General features: G+C 74.6%; 16 protein-coding genes. 8 read left to right on the top strand and 8 right to left on the bottom strand.

Annotated elements, in window-relative coordinates:
• Window positions 1–3: 3 nt before the first annotated feature.
• From OG599_RS31070 to OG599_RS31060, 3 genes are all read left to right on the top strand, one after another.
• Window positions 4–756, top strand: a complete 753-nt coding sequence (locus OG599_RS31070) for a methyltransferase (protein ID WP_327179294.1) — start codon at window positions 4–6, stop codon at window positions 754–756.
• Entirely contained in the window at window positions 753–2,333 is a 1,581-nt protein-coding gene (locus OG599_RS31065; protein ID WP_327179293.1) for an NAD(P)/FAD-dependent oxidoreductase, read from the top strand. The genes OG599_RS31070 and OG599_RS31065 overlap by 4 nt, the downstream gene beginning before the upstream one ends.
• A 169-nt stretch (window positions 2,334–2,502) precedes the next feature.
• Complete coding sequence (locus OG599_RS31060; RefSeq protein WP_327179292.1) at window positions 2,503–3,588, top strand: branched-chain amino acid aminotransferase; 1,086 nt, start codon at window positions 2,503–2,505, stop codon at window positions 3,586–3,588.
• A 25-nt stretch (window positions 3,589–3,613) separates the two neighbouring features.
• Here the strand turns inward: OG599_RS31060 and OG599_RS31055 are convergent, their stop codons facing one another.
• The 4 genes from OG599_RS31055 to OG599_RS31040 are packed head-to-tail and all read right to left on the bottom strand — an operon-like array spanning window position 3,614 to window position 8,707.
• Window positions 3,614–4,639 carry a DUF5914 domain-containing protein gene (locus OG599_RS31055; RefSeq protein WP_327179291.1) on the bottom strand — a complete coding sequence of 342 codons (1,026 nt, stop codon included), beginning with the start codon at window positions 4,637–4,639 and terminating at the stop codon, window positions 3,614–3,616.
• Entirely contained in the window at window positions 4,636–5,691 is a 1,056-nt protein-coding gene (locus tag OG599_RS31050; RefSeq protein ID WP_327179290.1) for a phytoene/squalene synthase family protein, read from the bottom strand. The genes OG599_RS31055 and OG599_RS31050 overlap by 4 nt, the downstream gene beginning before the upstream one ends.
• A complete protein-coding gene (locus OG599_RS31045; protein ID WP_327179289.1) occupies window positions 5,688–7,226 on the bottom strand; it encodes a phytoene desaturase in 1,539 nt (512 codons plus the stop codon). The genes OG599_RS31050 and OG599_RS31045 overlap by 4 nt, the downstream gene beginning before the upstream one ends.
• The gene (locus OG599_RS31040; protein ID WP_327179288.1) at window positions 7,223–8,707 is read right to left on the bottom strand and encodes a polyprenyl synthetase family protein; all 1,485 of its coding nucleotides are present in this window, start codon (window positions 8,705–8,707) and stop codon (window positions 7,223–7,225) included. The genes OG599_RS31045 and OG599_RS31040 overlap by 4 nt, the downstream gene beginning before the upstream one ends.
• A 388-nt stretch (window positions 8,708–9,095) precedes the next feature.
• On the opposite strand from OG599_RS31040, the gene OG599_RS31035 reads away from it, so the two are divergent.
• Complete coding sequence (locus tag OG599_RS31035; protein ID WP_327179287.1) at window positions 9,096–10,676, top strand: SDR family oxidoreductase; 1,581 nt, start codon at window positions 9,096–9,098, stop codon at window positions 10,674–10,676.
• A 142-nt stretch (window positions 10,677–10,818) separates the two neighbouring features.
• Window positions 10,819–12,198 (top strand): cryptochrome/photolyase family protein, encoded by a 1,380-nt coding sequence (locus tag OG599_RS31030; protein ID WP_327179286.1) that lies wholly within the window; start codon window positions 10,819–10,821, stop codon window positions 12,196–12,198.
• 152 nt (window positions 12,199–12,350) lie between these two features.
• On the opposite strand, the gene OG599_RS31025 is transcribed toward OG599_RS31030, so the two are convergent.
• Together OG599_RS31025 and OG599_RS31020 are read right to left on the bottom strand one after the other, a co-directional pair.
• Window positions 12,351–13,190, bottom strand: coding sequence for a DUF1206 domain-containing protein (locus OG599_RS31025; RefSeq protein ID WP_327179285.1), 840 nt, complete (start codon window positions 13,188–13,190; stop codon window positions 12,351–12,353).
• Window positions 13,191–13,260: 70 nt separating this feature from the next.
• On the bottom strand, window positions 13,261–13,794 hold the full coding sequence (locus OG599_RS31020) for a DoxX family membrane protein (RefSeq protein WP_327179284.1): 534 nt from the start codon (window positions 13,792–13,794) through the stop codon (window positions 13,261–13,263).
• Window positions 13,795–14,012: 218 nt separating this feature from the next.
• Between OG599_RS31020 and OG599_RS31015 the strand changes: the two genes are divergently transcribed.
• The 3 genes from OG599_RS31015 (at window position 14,013) to OG599_RS31005 (ending at window position 17,517) form a co-directional block, all read left to right on the top strand.
• The gene (locus tag OG599_RS31015; protein ID WP_327179283.1) at window positions 14,013–16,028 is read left to right on the top strand and encodes an NADPH-dependent 2,4-dienoyl-CoA reductase; all 2,016 of its coding nucleotides are present in this window, start codon (window positions 14,013–14,015) and stop codon (window positions 16,026–16,028) included.
• Window positions 16,029–16,067: 39 nt separating this feature from the next.
• Window positions 16,068–16,616: a PadR family transcriptional regulator gene (locus OG599_RS31010; protein WP_327179282.1), complete on the top strand. Its 549-nt coding sequence runs from the start codon at window positions 16,068–16,070 to the stop codon at window positions 16,614–16,616.
• 157 nt (window positions 16,617–16,773) lie between these two features.
• Window positions 16,774–17,517 (top strand): LamG-like jellyroll fold domain-containing protein, encoded by a 744-nt coding sequence (locus tag OG599_RS31005; RefSeq protein ID WP_327179281.1) that lies wholly within the window; start codon window positions 16,774–16,776, stop codon window positions 17,515–17,517.
• 58 nt (window positions 17,518–17,575) lie between these two features.
• On the opposite strand, the gene OG599_RS31000 is transcribed toward OG599_RS31005, so the two are convergent.
• On the bottom strand, window positions 17,576–18,703 hold the full coding sequence (locus OG599_RS31000) for a DMT family transporter (protein ID WP_327179280.1): 1,128 nt from the start codon (window positions 18,701–18,703) through the stop codon (window positions 17,576–17,578).
• Window positions 18,700–19,623: a phosphatase PAP2 family protein gene (locus OG599_RS30995; protein ID WP_442809602.1), complete on the bottom strand. Its 924-nt coding sequence runs from the start codon at window positions 19,621–19,623 to the stop codon at window positions 18,700–18,702. Before OG599_RS30995 ends, OG599_RS31000 begins: the two co-directional genes overlap by 4 nt.
• Between the last annotated feature and the right edge of the window lie 173 nt (window positions 19,624–19,796).

Below are 19,796 nucleotides of genomic sequence, written 5' to 3'. Positions count from 1 at the left end.
GCCATGACCCTGCTGCACGACGCCGAGTTGTCCTCCGCGTTCGACCACGCCTCCCTCGCCTACGACCGCCTGGTGGCGGCCAACCCCGGCTACCACGCCCATCTGCGCCGCTCGGCCCGCCGGCTCGGGCTGCCGCACGGCGGGGCGGGGCTCCGGGTGCTCGACCTGGGGTGCGGCACGGGCGCCTCCACCGCGGCCCTGCTGGCGGCCGCCCCGTACGCGGAGATCGTGGCCGTCGACGCGTCGGCGGGCATGCTCGCGCAGGCAGCCGCGAAGGAGTGGCCCGCCCATGTCAGGTTCGTGCACTCCCCGGTGGAGGCACTGGCGGACGGCGCGGGGGCGGGCCTGCACGGCGGCGCGGTCGGCGGCCGTTTCGACGCGGTGTTCGCCGCCTATCTCTTCCGCAACGTCACCGATCCGGACGCCACGCTCCTCTCGACCCGTGAACTCCTCGCCCCGGGCGGGCGGTTGGCGGTGCACGAGTACGCCCTGTCCCAGGGCCGGGCGCACCGGACGCTGTGGAACGCGGTCTGCCGCTCGGTGGTGATGCCGCTGGGCCGGGCCGCCGGGGACGGGGAGCTCTACCGCCATCTGTGGCGCAGTGTGCTCGCCTTCGACACGGCGCCGGAATTCGCCGAGCGGATCGGCCGCGCCGGTTTCGAGGAGGTGCGGGTGCTGCCGCTGCCCGGCTGGCAGACCGGCATCACCCACACCTTCGTCGCCCGGGCGCCGCGCCGGTCCCAGGACGCCGCGTGAGGCGGCCGGGAGCCAAGGTGCCGGACGCGCACCGTGCACCGGACCCCCGGCGGCACGGCCGTGACCGGCGGGCCGAGGTGCTCCGGGCCCCGGAGGGCCGGGCGCGGTTCGACGGCGGGGCCCCGTCGGTGGCGGTGGTCGGCGGCGGCATCGCCGGTCTCGCGGCGGCCACCCTGCTGGCCGAGCGCGGCGCGCGGGTCACGCTCCACGAACGGGAGGCGACGCTCGGCGGGCGGCTCGCCGGGTGGTCCACCGAACTGGCGGACGGCTCCTCGGTCACCATGAGCCGGGGCTTCCACGCCTTCTTCCGCCAGTACTACAACCTGCGCGGGTTGCTCCGCCGGGTCGATCCCGGGCTGGAGTCGCTCACCGCCGTGCCGGACTATCCGCTGCGGCACAGCGGCGGGATGTACGACAGCTTCGCGCGGGTACCGCGCACCCCGCCGCTCAGCGCGATGGGGTTCGTCGCCCTCAGCCCCTCCTTCGGGGCGCGCGACCTGCTGCGGATGAACCCGCGCGCCGCGCTGCCGCTGCTCGACGTGCGCGTACCGCAGGTGTACGAGCGGCTCGACGCGGTCAGCGCCCGCGACTTCCTGGCCCGGGTCCGCTTCCCCGAGGCCGCGCACCATCTGGCCTTCGAGGTGTTCTCCCGGAGCTTCTTCGCCGATCCGGGCGACCTCTCCGCCGCCGAACTCGTGCTGATGTTCCACATCTACTTCCTCGGCTCCAGCGAGGGGCTGCTCTTCGACGTACCGGCGGAACCGTTCCCGCAGGCGCTCTGGGACCCGCTCCAGGGGTACCTGGAGAAGCACGGGGTCCGGGTGCGGACCGGGTCCGCCGTGGAGAGCGTGGTCCCCGCCGCCGACGGCGGGCTCGACGTCACGGCGGACGGCCGTACGGCCCACCGGGACGCGGTGGTGCTGGCGCTCGACTCCGGCGGGCTGCGGCGGCTGGTGGCGACCTCACCCGGGCTCGGCGACAGCCGGTGGCGCGGCAGGCTGGCGAGGCTGCGTACCGCCCCGCCGTTCCTGGTGTCGCGGCTCTGGCTGGAGCGGCCCGTGGCGGCGGACCGCCCGGGCTTCCTCGGCACCAGCGGGTACGGCCCGCTGGACAACGTGAGCGTCCTGGAGCGCTGGGAGGGCGAGGCCCTGCGCTGGTCCCGCCGGACCGGCGGCTCGGTGGTGGAGCTGCACGCGTACGCGGTGGCGCCGGACGCGGACCGGGAGGCCGTACAGGCCGAGGTGGTACGCCAGTTGCACCGGATCTACCCGGAGACCTCGGGGGTCCGGGTGGTGGACTCCCGCCACGAATGGCGGGCGGACTGCCCGCACTTCCCGGTGGGCGGCTACCGCGACCGCCCCTCCGTACGCACCCCCGACCCGGCGGTGGTGGTCGCCGGCGACCTGGTCCGTACCGAACTGCCGGTCGCCCTGATGGAACGGGCCGCCACCAGCGGATTCATGGCCGCGAACGCCCTGTTGGCCGACTGGGGGGTGCGGGGCCAGACCCTGTGGACGGTGCCGCGCGCCGGACGGTCGGTGGCGCTGCGGCAACTCGCCCGGCTGGGAACGGCATAGCCGCGGCTGCCGTCGCCGTCCAACCGCGGACCTGCGGACACGCGGACAGCGGGCCTTCCGCATCGTTTCCGTGACGAGGCGTCTCGGATCGCGGGATTCGTGCGTCGCCTCCCTGAACGCCCCGTCATCTCCCCCTGGGGACACGCCACTTTGTCGTTAGGATTCGGCAATGACTACCGACTTTCCCCTTTCCCGGACGACGAATCCCACCCCTGTGGCCGAGCGCGGGACCATCCTCGCCGATCCGGGATTCGGCCGTTGGTTCACCGACCACATGGCCACGGCGAAGTGGACGCCGGCGGGTGGTTGGCACGATCACAGGATCGGCCCGCTGGAGCCGTTCTCGATGCATCCCAGCACGGCGGTTCTGCACTACGCGCAGGAGATCTTCGAAGGCCTGAAGGCCTATCGCCACGCCGACGGCAGCGTCTGGCTGTTCCGCCCGGACGCCAACGCGCGGCGCTTCGCCCGCTCCGCCGCGCGGCTGGCGCTGCCTCAGCTGCCCGAGGAGGACTTCCTCACCAGCGTCGCGGAGTTGGTGCGCGCGGACGAGGCCTGGGTCCCTACGCCCACCGTTGACGAGAGCCTCTATCTCCGGCCGTTCATGTTCGCCTCGGAGGCGTTCCTGGGCGTGCGGCCCGCCGCCCAGGTGACCTACGCGGTCATCGCCAGCCCCGCCGGCCCCTTCTTCCCTTCGGGCGTCACCGGCGTCACGCTGTGGATCAGCAGCGAGTACACCCGTGCGGCCAAGGGCGGTACCGGAACGGCCAAGTGCGGCGGCAACTACGCCGCGAGCCTGGCCGCGCAGATCGAGGCGCAGCAGCACGGCTGCGACCAGGTGATGTACCTGGACAGCGCGGGTGAGGACAATCTGGAGGAGTCCGGCACCATGAACGTGTGCCTGATCACCGCGGACGGCCGGCTCGTCACCCCTGCTCTCGGCACCATCCTGGAGGGTGTCACCCGGGACACCGTCCTGAGCCTGGCCGCGGACTTCGGGCTGACCCCCGAGGAGCGGTCGATCAGCCTGGGCGAACTGCGGTCGGGGGCCGCGGACGGAAGCATCACCGAGGTGTTCGCGGCCGGCACGGCCGCGGTGATCACGCCGATGGTCGGATTCAAGGGCGAGGGTTACGAGTTCACCGTCGGGGACGGCACTCCCGGCAAGCACACCATGGCGCTGCGCGACCATGTCCTGGACATCCAGTACGGTCGCGCCGAGGACAAGCACGGCTGGATGCGGCGGGTGGTCTGAGCCCCCCGCCCGGTCCGGGGCCCGCTCAGCCCGGGAACCGCCCGCGTCCGCGCAGCTCCCAGCGGCGTTCGGCGTAGGCCAGGTCGTCGCGCCAGAGCCGCCCGGCGGAGGCCCTCATCAGCGGGCGCAGCAGCGGGGCCGCCGCGCGGGCGAGCGCGAAGCCGCGCCGGTCGGAGGCGGCGACGACCGCCTCGACCACGGCGGTGCGCGGCCGCCCGTCGGGGCCGGTGCCGAGCGGGGTGGCGTGGCTCTCGACCACGGAGCCCCGGCCCTCGCCCTCGGTGATGTGCATGACGACGGTACGGGGTTCGGGTGCCGTGAACACGGCGCGTACGGGCACCACGACGCGGCCCGCCACCTTGAAGGAGACGTCGACCGCGAACCCGTCCCGGCCGTCCCCTGCGTCGCCGCCGGGGACGTCGAGCACGGTCAGGTCCACGAAGGAGTACGGGTGGAACCAGGCGCCGTGCCAGGGGTCGAGGCGGTTGGCGACGACGTCCTCGGGTTCGCAGGTGCCGAAGCCCTCGTACACCGCGTCGACCGCCGTCGCGGGGACCGGCCGTTCGGGGAGGACGGGCCGGTCCAGCGGCGTCTCGCCGCCCGCCGCGTCCAGCCGCACCCAGGCGAGGACTCCGTCGTCGAAGGCCGGGTACGGCTCCCAGCCGGCGAACGGCTCGCCGTTCAGGGCGAGTCCGTGCCAGTGGCAGACGAGGGTGCCGCAGCGGACGGGGCTGTCCTTCAGTGGTGCGCCCAGGTGCGGGCAGGCGCCGGGTCCTGCGCGCAGGCGGCCGGAGGCGTCGCGCCAGGCGACGACCTCGGTGCCCTGGACGGTGCGGCCGAAGGAACGGCCGGGGGTGATGCGGCGGGAGGCGCCGATGACGTACCAGTTGCCGGAGGGGCGGCTCAGCGCGTGCTGGAGGGCGCTCGCGATGAGGGCGGGACGGGCGTCGCGCCAGGTGGGGCGCTGGCGCTCCCACGGCACGGGGTCGCGGCGCAGCCGCAGCGGGATACGTCCGCGGCGGGCGGGCCGGCCGGTTCCGGGGGGCGTCATGCCACGTCCTCGTGTGCGGTCTCGGCGGCGGACCGGGTGCGGTGCGGCTGCCCCGCCGGTGGAGCGTCCTCGGCCGGGAGGGAGCGGCGCCGGGAGGTCGGCCGGGGTGCGCCGGTGGGGCGGGGTGCCGGGCGGGCGGCGAGGGCGCGTACCAGGCCGTCCAGGGCGACGGTGGCGCGGCGGGCGCGGGAGACGACCGCGCGCCGGTGGAGCACGGCGTAGCCGTCCGCCTCGATGGCGTCGAGGATGCCTCCGTACAGCACGGACGCGGTGCGGATGCAGGGGCGTGACTCGGGGGCGAGCAGGGCGATGCCGGGCAGTGCCCGCCGGTAGATCTCCCGGTTGTGCGCGGCGGCGGCCCGCAGCGCGGAGGTGATGCGCGGGTCGCGGAGGCCGGTCGCCCGGCTGTGCAGCAGGAGTTCGCGGTCCACCCCGTGCGCGGCGAGCAGGTCGGCCGGGAGGTAGACGCGGCCCCGGTCGAGGTCCTCGCCGACGTCCCGGAGGAAGTTGGTCAGCTGGAAGGCGACGCCCAGGCCGGCGGCGTACGGGGCGGCCTCCTCGCGGGGGGCGACCGTGCCGAGGACGGGCAGCATCTGGAGGCCGATCACGGCGGCCGATCCGTGGGTGTAGCCGCCGAGTTCCTCCCAGGAGGCGTACCCGGTCACCGTGAGGTCGCTGCGCATGGAGGCCATGAAGTCGGTGAAGTGGCGGTGTTCGATGCCGTACACGGACGCGGTGTGGACCAGCGCCCGGATCACCGGTTCGTCGGCGGTGCCGTGCGTGAGGCCCTCGGCGAGCCGCTGTTCGAAGGCGAGCAGCGCCCGAGCGCGGTCCCCGGGGCCGGCGTCGGCGGCCAGGTCGTCCACGATGTCGTCGGCCCGGCGGGCGAAGCCGTAGAGGGCGTGCACGGCGGGGCGGCGGTCGGCGGGGAGCAGCCGGGTGGCGAGGAAGTACGTCCTGCCGTGGCGTGCGTTGAGCCTGCGGCAGGTGGCGTACGCGGCGCGCAGGGCGGGGTCGTGGATGGCGGCCGCGTCGAGTTCACGGGCGGTCATACCCAGGTGCCTTTCGGTACGGGGCGCGGGGTGGTCGCGGTGGCCGGCCGGGGGCGCGGCGCACCGGTGATCCGGGCGGCGGCGAGCTTTCCCGAGACGATCACGGTCGGCACGCCGACGCCGGGGGTGGTGCCGCAGCCGGCGAGGACGGCGTTCACGGTGCCCCGCACGAGGTTGCGGGGGCGGAACGGGCCGGTCTGCGGGAAGGTGTGGGCGGCCGAGAAGGGGGTGCCGGCGGCGTGCCCCTGGGCGGTCCAGTCGACCGGGGTGACCAGGCACTCCTCCTCGATGGCGGCGCCGAGTCCGGCGAGCCCCCGGCGTTCGAGTTCGGTGAGCAGGCGGTCCCGGTAGCGGGGGGCGAGCTCGTCCCAGGTGCGGGCGGAGGGGCCGATGTCGGTGTTGGGGCAGGGGGCGAGCACGTAGTGGAGGTGCTTGCCGGGCGGGGCGAGCGCCGGATCTCCGGCGGTGGGACGGGTGATGAGCAGCGAGGGGTCGGACATCAGCGAGCCGGTGCGGGTGAGTTCGTGGAAGGTGCCCTTCCAGGCCCGGCCGAACGAGAGGGTGTGGTGGGCGAGTCCGGGCCAGGTGCGGTCGGTTCCGGCGTGCAGGACGACGGCGGACGGCGAGTGCCGGATACCGCCCGGGCGGCGGGGGGTGCGGCCGAGCAGCCGGTAGCTGACGGGCAGGTCCGGCGTCAGGACGACCGCGTCGCAGGGGATGCGGCCCTTGTCGGTGACGACGGCGGTGACCCGGTCCCCGGAGCGCTCCAGCCGGCTGACGGACTCGCCGTAGCGGAACGCGGCACCGGCCTCGGCGGCCGAGTCGGCGAGCGCCCGGGGCAGGGCGTGCATCCCGCCGCGCGGGAAGTACACCCCGGCGACCGTGTCCATGTAGGCGATGACGGCGTACGCGGCGAGTGCCCGGGCCGGGGGAACCCCGGCGTACAGGGCCTGGAAGGAGAAGACGCGGCGCAGCCGTTCGTCGCTCAGGTAGCGGCCGATCCGGGCGTCGAGCCGGCCGAAGCCGCCGAGCGCGGCGAGCCGGGCCAGGTCGGGGTGGAGGAGCTGGAGCGGCGAGTCGAAGTTGGCGTCGATGAAGCGGCGCATCTGGACGGCGTAGAGACGTTCCAGCCACTGCCGCAGCCTGCGGTAGCCGAGCGCCTCGTGGCCGCCCGCGAACTCCTCCACGGCCGCTTCCATCGCCGCCGGTTCGGTGTGCACGTCGAGGGTGGAGCCGTCGGCGAACCAGGCGCGGTAGGCGGGGTGGAGCGGGATCAGGTCGAGCCGGTCGGCGAGCCGGTGCCCGACGGCGGCGAAGGCCTCTTCGACGAGGTCGGGCATGGTCAGCACGGTGGGGCCGGTGTCGATGCGGTAGCCGCCGCGCTCCAGCAGTCCGGCGCGTCCGCCCGGGGTGGGGTCGCGTTCGACGACGGTGACCCGCCGGCCCGCGCCGAGCAGGTGGAGCGTGGCGGACAGGCCGGCGAGGCCGGCGCCGATCACCACGACGTGGTCGGTGCGCCCGGGGACGGTCCTCATCGGGTGGTGTCTCCTTCGGGGGCGGTGCCGGGCGGGTGTTCGGATGCGGACGCCGGGGGCGGCGAGGTGCGCCCGCCCGCGGTCTCCCGCAGCAGCAGGCGCAGCTGCCGGGCGCCCGCCGGGGCGAGTCCGGCGAGGTCGAGGCGGGCCTGGGCCTCGGCGGCGAGCCGGTCGACCCGGTGTTCGACGGCGGCGCGCGCCCCGCTGAGGGTGAGTGCCTCCCGTACCCGGGCGAGCCCCTCGTCGGTGAGGCCGGGGTCGCCCACGCCCGCGTCCAGGACCGCGAGCGTCGCGGTGTCGCCCGCCGCCTCGGCGCGTTCCCGGGCCACGGCCACCAGGTAGGTGGGCTTGCCGTCGCGGAGGTCGCCGCCGGAGGGCTTCCCGGTGACGGCCGGGTCGCCGAACGCGCCGAGCAGGTCGTCGCGGAGCTGGAAGGCGGTTCCCGCGCTGCGGCCCGCGGCGCGCAGGGCGTCGGTCGTACGGTCGTCGGCGCCCGCCAGCGCGGCGCCGAGGGCGAGGGGGCGCTCCACGGAGTAGAGGGCGCTCTTGAGCCAGGCGGTCCGCAGTGCGTGTGCGGCGGTACGGGTCGCGGCGGCCTGCCCGTGCAGGTCGAGGTACTGGCCGGCCACCATCTCGGTGCGCATCGCCCGCCAGATCGCCAGGACCCGGCTCCGGGTGGCGGGGTCCATGGTGACGGCGGCGACGGTGTCGTCCGCCCAGGCGAGGGCGAGGTCGCCGACGAGGACGGCCGCCGAGGTGCCGAACGCGGTGTCCGGCGGTCCGCCGGTCAGCCCTGCCAGTTCCACGTGGACGGCGGGCCGGCCCCGGCGGAGCGCGGAGCCGTCCATCACGTCGTCGTGGACCAGCGCGCAGGTCTGGATGAGTTCGAGGGCGACGCCGAGGCGCAGCGCCGCGTCCACCGTGTCCGCGCCGCCGCCGCAGGCCCGCATCGCCCACCAGAGGAAGCGGGGCCGGGCGCGTTTCCCGCCGCCGAGGGTGAAGTCCGCGACCCGCCGGGCCACGTCCCGGGCGAAGACTGCGTCGATGGCGGCGGCCTCGGCGAGGTGCTCCCGGAGCACCGTACGGGCGGTCCGCAGGACGGCGCCGGCCACGTCCGCGTCGACGGAGTCGACGGACTCGACAGCACCGACAGCCCGGACGGCCTCGGCGGCGGGTGGCTCGGGAGGGGGCGGGGCCGCGCCGGCCGGGCGGCCCGGGTCACGGCCGTCGCGGTCCCCGCGCGTGCCGTCCGAGCCGGGCTCCTGCCGGGGCCCGTCGTGCGCCCGGTCGTGCCGGCCCCCCGCCGGGTCGCCGCCGGCCGGGGCGCCGTGCGCGTGGGCCGCGGCGGTGTACGGCTCCCGCGCGGACCCACCGGCCGGGGTCCCCTCCGCGGGGCGGGCGGGCGGCTGCGCGCCCCCGTGGGACCGCTCCGACCGCCGGTGGTCGGCGGAGGCGGAAACCGCTGGCCGGGTGAGGCGCATCGCAGGTCCTTCTGGTCGCATCGGTCTCCGTACCGCTCGGGCCGGCCCCGCACCGCCGGGCCGGCGTGCCGGCGGTACGGGGCCCGTCGCGGACCCCTCGGTCCTCCGGGCCCGTCGCGTCTCTTCCGGCGTCCCCCGTCCGGCGGATGCGGGCGGGCCCCGATCCGTACCGGTCGAGGCGCGAGGCACTGACTCCCGAGGGGATCACGCCGACCGGCCGGACGGCGGCTGCCGGGGCCGGTGGCGGGGACCCCGGAGCGGCCCCGCGACCCATTCGGCCGTCCCGGACGTGTCGGGGTGCGTCCGGGACGGCCCCGCCGGGCGGAATGCGGCACGGGCGGGGACGGTGGAAGCAGGAGACCGGAATCGACCCCGAGGCGGAGGCGCCATGGAGACGGCCAAGGAGACGGCCAAGGAGACCGCGGACGACGGCAGGGGCCTGCACTGCCTGGTCACGGGGGCCACCGGCTACATCGGGGGCCGTCTGGTACCGGAGCTGCTGGCGGCCGGCCACCGGGTGCGCTGTCTGGCGAGGACCCCCGAGAAACTGCGCGACTACCCCTGGGCCGCCGAGGCGGAGGTGGTGCGCGGGGACGTCACCGACCCGGAGTCGCTGGCCGGGGCGATGCGGGACATCGACGTCGCGTACTACCTGGTGCACGCACTGGGCACCGGTTCCGGCTTCGAGGAGACCGATCGCAGGGCGGCCCGGACCTTCGGCGAGCAGGCCCGCGCGGCAGGAGTGGGCCGCGTCGTCTACCTGGGAGGCCTCACGCCCGGCGACGTACCGGAGGAGGAGCTCTCCCCGCATCTGCGGTCCCGCGCGGAGGTCGGCCGCATCCTGCTGGATTCGGGGGTGCCGACGACCGTGCTGCGGGCCGCCGTCATCATCGGGTCGGGTTCGGCGTCCTTCGAGATGCTCCGCTACCTCACCGAGCGGCTTCCGGTCATGGTCACCCCGAGCTGGGTGTCCACCCGGATCCAGCCGATCGGCGTCCGGGACGTGCTGCGCTACCTCGTCGGCAGTGCGCGGATGCCCCGGGACGTGCACCGCTCCTTCGACATCGGCGGGCCCGACGTCCTGACGTACCGGGTGATGATGGAGCGGTACGCCGAGGTCGGGGGCCTGCCGAAACGGCTGATCCTGCCGGTCCCGATGCTCACCCCCCGGCTGTCCAGCCACTGGATCGGGCTGGTCACGCCGGTGCCCCGGGCCCTCGCCCGGCCGCTCGCGGAGTCGCTGCGGTACGAGGTGGTCTGCGGCGAGCACGACATCGCGCGGTACGTCCCGGACGGGCCGGGGCAGCCCTTCCCCTTCGACAAGGCGCTCGGCCTGGCTCTCCAGCGGGTCCGGGAGGCGAAGGTGACCACCCGGTGGTCCTCCGCCTCGCTCCCGGGCGCGCCCAGCGACCCGCTGCCCACGGACCCGGACTGGGCGGGCGGCAGCCTGTACGAGGACGTCCGGGAGCGCGACGTGGACGCCTCCCCGGCGGCACTGTGGCGGGTGGTGGAGGGGATCGGGGGCGACAACGGCTGGTACTCGTTCCCGCTGGCGTGGGCGGTGCGGGGGTGGCTGGACCGGGCGATGGGCGGCGTCGGGCTGCGGCGGGGCCGCCGCGACGCCGACCGGCTCCGGGTCGGGGACTCGCTGGACTTCTGGCGCGTGGAGGAGATCGAGCCGGGCATGCTGCTGAGGCTGCGTGCCGAGATGCGGGTGCCGGGGCTGGCCTGGCTGGAGATGCACGTCGAGGCCCGGGACGACGGGCGCTCCCACTACCGCCAGCGCGCCCTCTTCCACCCGCGCGGGCTGCTGGGCCACGCCTACTGGTGGAGCGTCTCGCCCTTCCACGCGATCGTCTTCGGCGGGATGGCCCGCAACATCGCCCGCGCCGCCTCGCGGACCCCCGGCTCCGCCCGGGCCCGGGCGGAGACCGCGTCCGGGCGTCCGCGCCCTCAGGCTCAGAACTGAACGACGACGGCACGGACGGCCGTCGCGGCACCACCATGCGGTGGCGGCGGCGCATCCGGACCGCACCGCCGCACGGAAGCACCGGACGCACCAGAAGCTCACCATGCCCTCGTTCCGGTTCCGACCGCCCAGGAGTAGCGCCATGACCGTCTCGGTCGTCCTGTTCACCTCCGATCTGCGGCTGCACGACCATCCTCCCCTGCGGGCCGCGTCGGCCGCGAGCGACGAGATCGTGCCGCTCTTCGTCCTCGACCGGCGCGTGGAGGAGGCCGGTTTCGCGGTGCCCAACCGGCGGGCCTTCCTCGCCGACTGCCTGCGGGACCTGGACGCGGGGCTGCGCGAGCGGGGCGGGCGCCTCGTGATCCGTACCGGGGACGTCTCCGAGGAGGTCTGCCGGGTCGCCGCCGAGACCGGTGCCCGGGACGTCCACATGTCCGGCGGGGTCAGCGCGTACGCGCACGCCCGCGAGGAGCGGCTGCGCGAGGAACTGGAGTCGCGGGGAGCGAAGTTGCACGTGCACGACGCGGTGGTGACCGCCGTCCCACCGGGGACGGTACGGCCGGCGGGCTCGGGGTCGGACCACTTCGCCGTGTTCACCCCGTACTTCCGGCGCTGGTCCCAGGAGCGGTTGCGGGACCCCCTCGGCCCGCCGCGCGAGATCCGGGTGTCGGACACCGCGCGCTCCGGCGACCTGCCTTCCCGCGCACGGGTGTCCGGGGTCTCTCCCGCACTGGCGGAGGGCGGCGAGAAGGCGGGCCGGGCCCTGGTCACCGCGTGGCGCAGGTCCGGACTCGAGTCGTACGAGGACATGCACGACGACCTCGCGGGCGACGCGACCTCACGTCTCTCGCCGCATCTGCACTTCGGCACCGTCTCACCGGTGGAGCTGGTGGGGCGGGCCCGCAGCGCGGGCGGCGCGGGTGCGGAGGCGTTCGTACGGCAGGTGTGCTGGCGCGACTTCCACCACCAGGTCCTCGCCGCCCGCCCGGCCGCCGCGCACGACAACTACCGTACGCAGCACGACGACTGGCGGGACGAGGAGGAGGCGGGGGACGAGATCGAGGCGTGGCGGCAGGGGCGCACCGGTTACCCGGTCGTGGACGCCGCGATGCGTCAACTGCGCCACGAGGGCTGGATGCACAACCGCGGCCGGCTGCTCACGGCGAGCTTCCTGGCGAAGACGCTGTACGTGGACTGGCGCATCGGCGCACGGCACTTCCTGGACCTGCTGGTGGACGGCGACATCGCCAACAACCAGCTCAACTGGCAGTGGGTGGCGGGCACCGGGACGGACAGCCGCCCCAACCGGGTGCTCAACCCGGTGCGCCAGGGCCATCGTTACGACCCGGACGGGGCGTACGTACGCCGCTGGGTACCGGAGTTGGCGGGCGTCGGGGGCGGTGCGGTGCACGAGCCGTGGAAGCTCCCGGAGCCCGAGCGCGCCGCGTTGGACTACCCCGCTCCGCTGATCGGCCTGGCGGACGCGCTGGCCCGGTTCAAGCAGGCACGGGGCCTGCGCTGAGGCTCGGCCCTCTCTGACCATTCCGGTCGGGCGGGAATGGTCGGACACGACCCGGGACACGGGACGGCCCCGCCGGTGGGTGGGGGTGCCCGGCGGGGCCGTGTCTCGGGTGGCGCGGGAGATGGCTTCAGGGTGGTGCCGCGGGTGGCGTGTCAGACCTTGCGCCAGCGGGCGTTGGCCCAGGAGAAGAGGCCGAAGGCGGCCAGTCCGAGGGCGATGAGCGCGAGCAGCCAGGGTCCGGCGGGGGTGTCGGTGAAGGAGCGGAGGGTGTCGTCCATGCCCTTGGCCTGTCCCGGCTCGTGCTGGACGGCCGCGGCGATGGCGAACCCGCCCGCCGTGCCGAAGACGACGCCACGGGCCGCGCCTCCGAAGACTCCGACCACGTCGACGGCCCGGCGGGTCTTCTCGCCGCTGCCGGACATGTCGAGGTGCTTGCGGAACTTCAGGGTCACCGCCCGGAAGAGCATCCAGAGCCCGACGCCCACGACGACGGCTCCGGCGAGTCCCACGATCCACTGGCCGCCGGACCAGTCGAGGGCCTTGGCGGTGACGTCGTCGGTCCGCTTGTCGCTCGCTCCGCTGCCGCTGCCCTTGTCCCCGGCGGCGTACGAGAGCACCGAGTAGGCGACGAAGGCGTAGAAGACGCAGCGTCCCGCGGCGACGATCCGCTTGACGGGCTTGTGTCCGTCGGGGCCCGCCTGGCCGAACAGCGCCTCGGAGAGCCGCCAGAGCGCCATGCCCACGACGCCGATGCCGAGCAGCCACAGGAGGGCCACCCCGAAGGGTTGCTCGGCCACTTCCTTGAGCGCGCCGCCCCGGTCGGCCTGCTGTCCGCCGTCGTCGGAGAACGCGACGCGCAGGGCGAGCACCCCCACGAGCAGGTAGATGACTCCGCGCGCCACGAACCCGGCGCGCGCCGCCGTCTCGACCGCTTTCCCGTTGGCCGCGCGCCGGGCCTGTCCTCGTCCGTGTTCCACTGTCGCACTGGTCATGGACCGACGGGTGCCCCTGAACGGCGGATCAATGCCAGGGGCCCCGAAATCCGGGCCGGGAAGCCCGGCTTCAGACCGCTTCCGGCTCCTGGGGCGCGGCGCTCTGCGCCTTCGCGCGCTTGCCGACGACGGCGGCGGCTGCCGCGGCGGTACCGAGGAAGGCCAGCGCGACCACCCACGGCTTGTCGAGCACGTGGTCGGTGGCGTGGTCCAGGGAGTAGCGTCCGGCGCCGGCGATGCCGATCGCGGCGGCGGTGAAGCCGAGGAACGCCGGGTACTCGTAGCCGCCGCCCTGCGCGAAGAATCCGGCGGGGGCGTGCACCGCGACCGCGCCGGCCATCGCTCCGGCGGCGGCGGCGCCGGCCGCCGGGGTGGCGAGGCCGAGCGCGAGCAGCACGCCGCCGCCCGCCTCGCCGAGCCCGGCGGCGACGGCGCTGTGCTTCGGGGGATGGAAGCCCATGGCCTCCATGGCGGCGGTGGTGCCCTCGACCCCTCCGCCGCCGAACCAGCCCAGGAGCTTCTGGGAGCCGTGGGCGGCGAGGACGGCGCCGGTGCCGGCGCGCAGGACGAGCAGGCCGAGGTCACGCCGGTTGAGGCAGGCCATGGAAGCTCCCGGGGACGAGGAGGACGGGGTACGTCTCCACTGTCGCCCGGCGCCGTTGCGGGGGCGCGGTCGGTTACGCCGTACGAGGGACGCCCGGCAGGCGCCCGGGACGTCTCGGGCGGGCGGCCGGATGCGACGTACGTCATTGTGCAACTTGTTGCACAAAGCCGTCCCGGTCCTCTACAAATGGCGGGACGACACCGCGCGAGGAGACCCCCATGAGCCCCTACCCCACGCTGCTGAGCCCCCTGGACCTCGGATTCACCACCCTCCCCAACCGGGTGGTCATGGGGTCGATGCACACGGGTCTCGAAGAGGCCGAGAACGGCTTCGAGCGGATGGCCGCGTTCTACGCCGAGCGCGCCCGCGGCGGCGTGGGCCTCATCGTCACGGGCGGCATCGCACCCAGCGAGCGCGGTTGTTCCGCGCCCGGCGGCGCCAAGCTGACCACCGCGGCGGAGGCCGAGGAGCACACCCGGATCACCTCGGCGGTCCACGAGGCGGGCGGCCGGATCGCGCTGCAGATCCTGCACTTCGGCCGGTACGCGCACCACCCGGACCTGGTGGCACCGAGCGCCCTCAAGGCGCCCATCAGCGGCTTCACCCCGCACGCGCTGACGGACGAGGAGGTCGAGGAGACGATCGAGGAGTTCGTCCGCGCCGCCGTCCTCGCCCGGCGGGCGGGGTACGACGGGGTCGAGATCATGGGCTCCGAGGGCTACCTCATCAACGAGTTCGTCGTGGCGGAGACCAACCACCGCACCGACCGCTGGGGCGGCTCGTACGAGAACCGCACGCGCTTCCCGGTCGAGATCGTGCGCCGGGTGCGCGAGGCCGTCGGCGACGACTTCATCCTGATCTACCGGCTCTCCATGCTCGACCTGGTGCCGGACGGTTCGACGCTGGAGGAGGTGGTGCACCTCGCCCGCGCGGTCGAGGCGGCCGGGGCCACCATCATCAACACCGGTATCGGCTGGCACGAGGCCCGCATCCCCACCATCGCGACCTCGGTGCCGCGCGGCGCGTTCACCTGGGTGACCGAGAAGGTGCGCGGCGCGGTCTCCGTACCGCTGGTGACGAGCAACCGGGTCAACACCCCCGAGGTCGCCGAGGAGATACTCGCCTCGGGCCGTGCGGACATGGTGTCGATGGCCCGGCCGTTCCTCGCCGACCCGGAGTTCGTGGCGAAGGCGGCGGCCGGCCGCTCCGACGCCATCAACACCTGCATCGGCTGCAACCAGGCCTGCCTGGACCACGTGTTCAGCCTCAAGATCACGTCCTGTCTGGTCAACCCCCGGGCCTGCCACGAGACCGAGCTGGTCCTCTCCCCCACCCGGACCCGCAAGAACGTCGCGGTCGTCGGCGCCGGACCGGCCGGGCTCGCGTGCGCGGTCACGGCGGCCGAACGCGGCCACGCGGTCACCCTCTTCGACGCGGCCGACGAGATCGGCGGCCAGCTCAACGTGGCGCGCCAGGTGCCCGGCAAGGAGGAGTTCGACGAGACGCTGCGCTACTTCCGTACCCGGCTGCGCGAACTGGAGGTCGACGTACGGCTCTCCACCCGCGCCGGTGCGGGCACGCTCGACGGTTTCGACGAGGTGGTGCTCGCCACCGGTGTCGAACCGCGCACCCCGCCGATCGAGGGGGCCGACCACCCCAGCGTGGTCGGCTACCTGGACGTGCTGCGCGACAAGGCGCCGGTCGGCGACCGGGTCGCGGTCGTCGGGGCGGGCGGGATCGGCTTCGACGTCGCCGCGTTCCTCACCGACTCCGGCGAGGGCACGAGCCAGAACCCCGAGGTCTTCCTGCGCAGCTGGGGCGTGGACACCGCCTACGCGCACCGGGGCGGGCTCCGCCTGCCGGAGCGTCCGAGGCCGCCGCGCACGGTCCACCTGATCCAGCGCAAGGCGACCAAGGTCGGCGCGGGGCTGGGCAAGACCACGGGGTGGATCCACCGCACCGAGCTGCGCCACCGGGGCGTCACCATGATCGCGGGCGCCACCTACGACCGGATCGACGACGCCGGGCTGCACCTGACCGTGGACGGCGAGCAGCACGTGCTGCCGGTCGACACGATCGTGCTCTGCGCGGGCCAGGAACCGCGCCGGGAGCTGTACGAGGAGCTCGTCGCGGCGGGCCGGCCGGTACATCTGATCGGCGGCGCCGACGTGGCGGCGGAACTCGACGCCAAGCGGGCCGTCCGGCAGGGCACCGAGCTGGCCGCCGCGCTCTGAGCCCGGTCCTCGCCCGCCCGCGTTCGTAGGATGCACCCCATGTCACTGCCGCACGCGATCCTCACCGCTCTGCTGGAGAAGCCGTCGTCCGGGCTCGAACTGACCCGCCGGTTCGACCGGTCGATCGGCTACTTCTGGTCGTCGACGCACCAGCAGATCTACCGCGAGCTGGGCAGGCTGGAGCAGGCCGGGCGGATCAGGGCCCTGTCGCCCGGCCGGCCCGCGCGGGGCAGCAAGAAGGAGTACGAGGTGCTGCCGGCGGGCCGCGAGGAGCTGGCGGCGTGGGTGGCGCTCCCCGAGGACCCGAAGCCGGTCCGCGATCCGCTGCTGCTGCGGATGCGAGCGGCGGCGGTCGTCGGGGCGCCCGGGCTCGGCGAGGAGCTCCGCCGCCACCTGGAGCTGCACCGGCGGCAGCTGGCGGAGTACCTGGAGATCGAGCGGCGGGACTTCCCGCCGGAGCGGAGGACGGACCAGGACGACCGGCTCCGCCACCTCGTGCTGCGCGGCGGCATCGACCTGGAGAGCTTCTGGATCACCTGGCTGACCGGGGCGATCGAGGGGCTCGACGGTCCGGACGGGGCCGTGTAGGACGACGTCGACCCCGGTCTGCCGCGCGCTCCTGCCCGCGCGCCCGCGTGAGGCGTTCCGGCGGCGCCGCCCGTACCGGCGTTCACGCCCTCCCGCACGTGCCGCGGACCGTCCTAACCTGGGGTGTCGGATCGGCCCAGCCCCAGGGGAGGCGCGTGTGAGCGCGTACGACGAACTGATCGAAGCCGAAGATCCCGTGCTCTACCTCCGGCTGGGCGGCGCCGGTACGGAGCTGTCCCCGGGCGGCCCGCGCGCCGTGTTCCACGGCTCGCCGTCGCACAGCCATCTGCCGAACGGCGACAGCGCCACCCTCTTCGACGGGACCCCCGCCCAGTACGTCGAAGTCCCCGACGACCGTTCCCTGTCCGTGTCGGCGACCGGGGCGCTGACGGTGGAAGCCTGGTTCCGTCCCGACACCCTCACGTTCCCGGCGAGCGAGGGCACCGGATACGTGCACTGGCTGGGGAAACTCACCTACGCCACCGTCAACCAGGCCGAGTGGACGGCGCGCATCTACAGCGCCGACAACACCGAGGGCCGGGCCAACCGCGTCTCCGGATACGCCTTCAACCCCGCCGGGGGCCTGGGCGCCGGTTCCTACTTCCAGGACACCCTGTATCCCGGGGAGTGGATCCACTACGCCCTGGTGATCAACACCGCTCCCGCCGGATCCTCCTACCCGACCGGTTACACGAAGATCTACCGGGACGGGAGGCTGCGCGACCAGGACGCGCTCGCCGACTACTCGATCGTGCCGGGCGACACCCCGTCTCCCGTGCGCATCGGTACGGCGAGCCTGAGGTCCTTCTTCCTGGGCGCCATCGGCAAGGTCGCCGTCTACCCGCGCGAACTGGCCGCCGAGCGTCTCCTGGCCCACCATGCCGTCATGACCAGTACCTGAGGCGCCCCGGGATCGGCCGGGGCGGCTCGGGAGCGGCAGCCCGCGTGGGACGGTCCGGTCAGTTTCCGGCGGCGGCAGCGGCTTCGGCGTTCTCGGCCGCCGGTCGCTCCAGGGTCCTGGGGCTCCCGATGACCGTGCGCCGCCAGACTCCGGCTCTGCGGCGGAGGCCGGGGGCGGCGGGTACGGGAGAGGCCGGATGACGGCCCGGTAGGGCGACGGGCGCGGGCACGGACGCGGGCGCGCCCACGGGTACGGACGCGGGCAGGGGACGCGTCGGACCGTCCGCCGCCGGTGCGGGCTCCGGCTCCCCGGTCGGGCTCTGCGTCCCGGTCTCCGCCTCGGGCTGCGCCTCGGACTGCGTCTCGGACTGCGCCTTGCTGAGCAGGATCACGCCGCACGCCGAGAGCGCGATGCCGGCGACCGCCGGGATCAGGCTGAGGGGGCCGCCCTGGAGGCGCTCGCCGAGCAGGACCATGCCGATCGCGGCGGCGGCCACGGGGTTGGCCAGGGTCAGTACGGCGAGCGGCGCGCCCAGACCGTCGCGGTAGGCGGTCTGGGAGAACAGCAGCCCGCCCATGGAGAAGGCGGCGACCAGCAGGGCCACGACCACGGTGCGCGGGGTCAGCAGGGCGCCCGAGGAGTGTGCGGTGAGGGCGACCGTCAGGGTCTGGGTCAGCGCGGAGGCGACCCCGGAGGTGATCCCGGAGGCGGCCGCGTGGCGCAGGCCGGGGCGGGCTCCGGGCCGGCCGAGGCCGGACACCACGGCCAGCGTGACCGCCCCGACGCCCAGGGCTTCCCCGAGGCCGAGGGTCTCGTGCGGGGCGGCGCCGCCCGCCGCCGTCAGCAGGGCGGCCAGTCCGACGAGGGTGAGGGCGGTGCCCCGCCACTCGGTGCCGCTGACCTTGCGTCCCGCGGTGCGGGCGCCGAGGGGTACGGCGGCCACCAGGGTGAGCGCGCCGAGCGGCTGGACCAGGGTGAGCGGCCCGTACTTCAGGGCGGCGACGTGCAGCAGGGCCCCGGTGGCGTTGAGCCCGACCGACGCCCACCAGGCGCCGCGTCCGAGCAGCCGGAGTCCGCCGGTGCCGGGTTCGGTGCGTCCGGCGAGCCGGGACTGGGCCACGGCGGCGGCCGCGTAGGCCACGGCGGAGACGAGGCAGAAGAAGATGGCGACCAGCGTGGCGTTCATCGTCCGGCTCCGGGTGCGGTGAGGGTCCGCTGCGGGGCGGACGCGGCCCCGGCGTATGCCGGGCTTCCGCCGTACTCGGGGCTCCCGGCGGGGAGGGGGACGGAGGCGGGAAGACCGCCGGTGCGGGGACCGTGACTCGCGGCGAATCCGGCCGCGGTGGCGGAGGGCCAGGGTCCTTTGAGCCGTACCGCCCGGGAGGGCAGGTGCAGCGGGATCGCGGCCAGCGCGAGGGCGAGGAGGGCCGTGACGACCAGGGAGTCGAGCCAGTAGTGGTTGGCGGTGCCGACGATCACCAGCAGGGTGACGAGCGGGTGGGCCAGCCACAGCCAGCGCCATCGGGAACGGCCGGCGGCGACGAGTCCGATGGCGACCATGAGGGCCCAGCCGAAGTGCAGCGACGGCATCGCGGCGAACTGGTTGGCCATGGTGTCGGTGGTGGGCGTGGCGCCGTAGACCGTGGGTCCGTACACCTGGCCGGTGTCGACCAGTCCCGCGGCGGCCAGCATGCGCGGCGGGGCCAGCGGAAAGAGGAGATGGAGCGCGAGGGCGGCGCCGGTGAGCGCCGCGAGTATTCGGCGGGACCAGACGTAGTGGTGGGGGTGGCGCCAGTACAGCCAGACCAGGAACAGCACGGTGGCCGGGAAGTGGACCACCGCGTAGTAGGTGTTCGCGAGGTGGATCAGGGACTCGCTGTGCAGCAGGGCCCCCTGGACGTCACCCTCTCCGGGCAGACCGAGCGCCCGTTCGAAGTTCCAGACGTGTCCGGCGTTGCGGAAGGCCTCGTCGACATGACCGTTGGCCGCCTGGCGGCCGAGCTTGTAGACGAGGAAGAGCCCGACGACGAGCAGGAGTTCGCGGACGAGGGGCGGGCGGGCCGACGCTTCCGGCTCCCGTTCCACAGGCGTTCTGCGGGCGTACATCACCCGTGCCCCTTACTGACGTTGCGGTGGTGCCTGGGCATGGTCCAGTCCACACCCGATCGATACGCCAGTGTACCGATACGCAAACGTATCGGTACACTGGCGTATCGAAGCGTTGTACTGCCGAGCCCCAGGAGGAACGAACCGTGCCGACCCGGGACTCCGCGCAGGAA

It is taken from the genome of Streptomyces sp. NBC_01335, from assembly GCF_035953295.1.
Lineage (GTDB): Bacteria > Actinomycetota > Actinomycetes > Streptomycetales > Streptomycetaceae > Streptomyces.
This window is presented reverse-complemented; position numbering and strand designations above follow the sequence as displayed.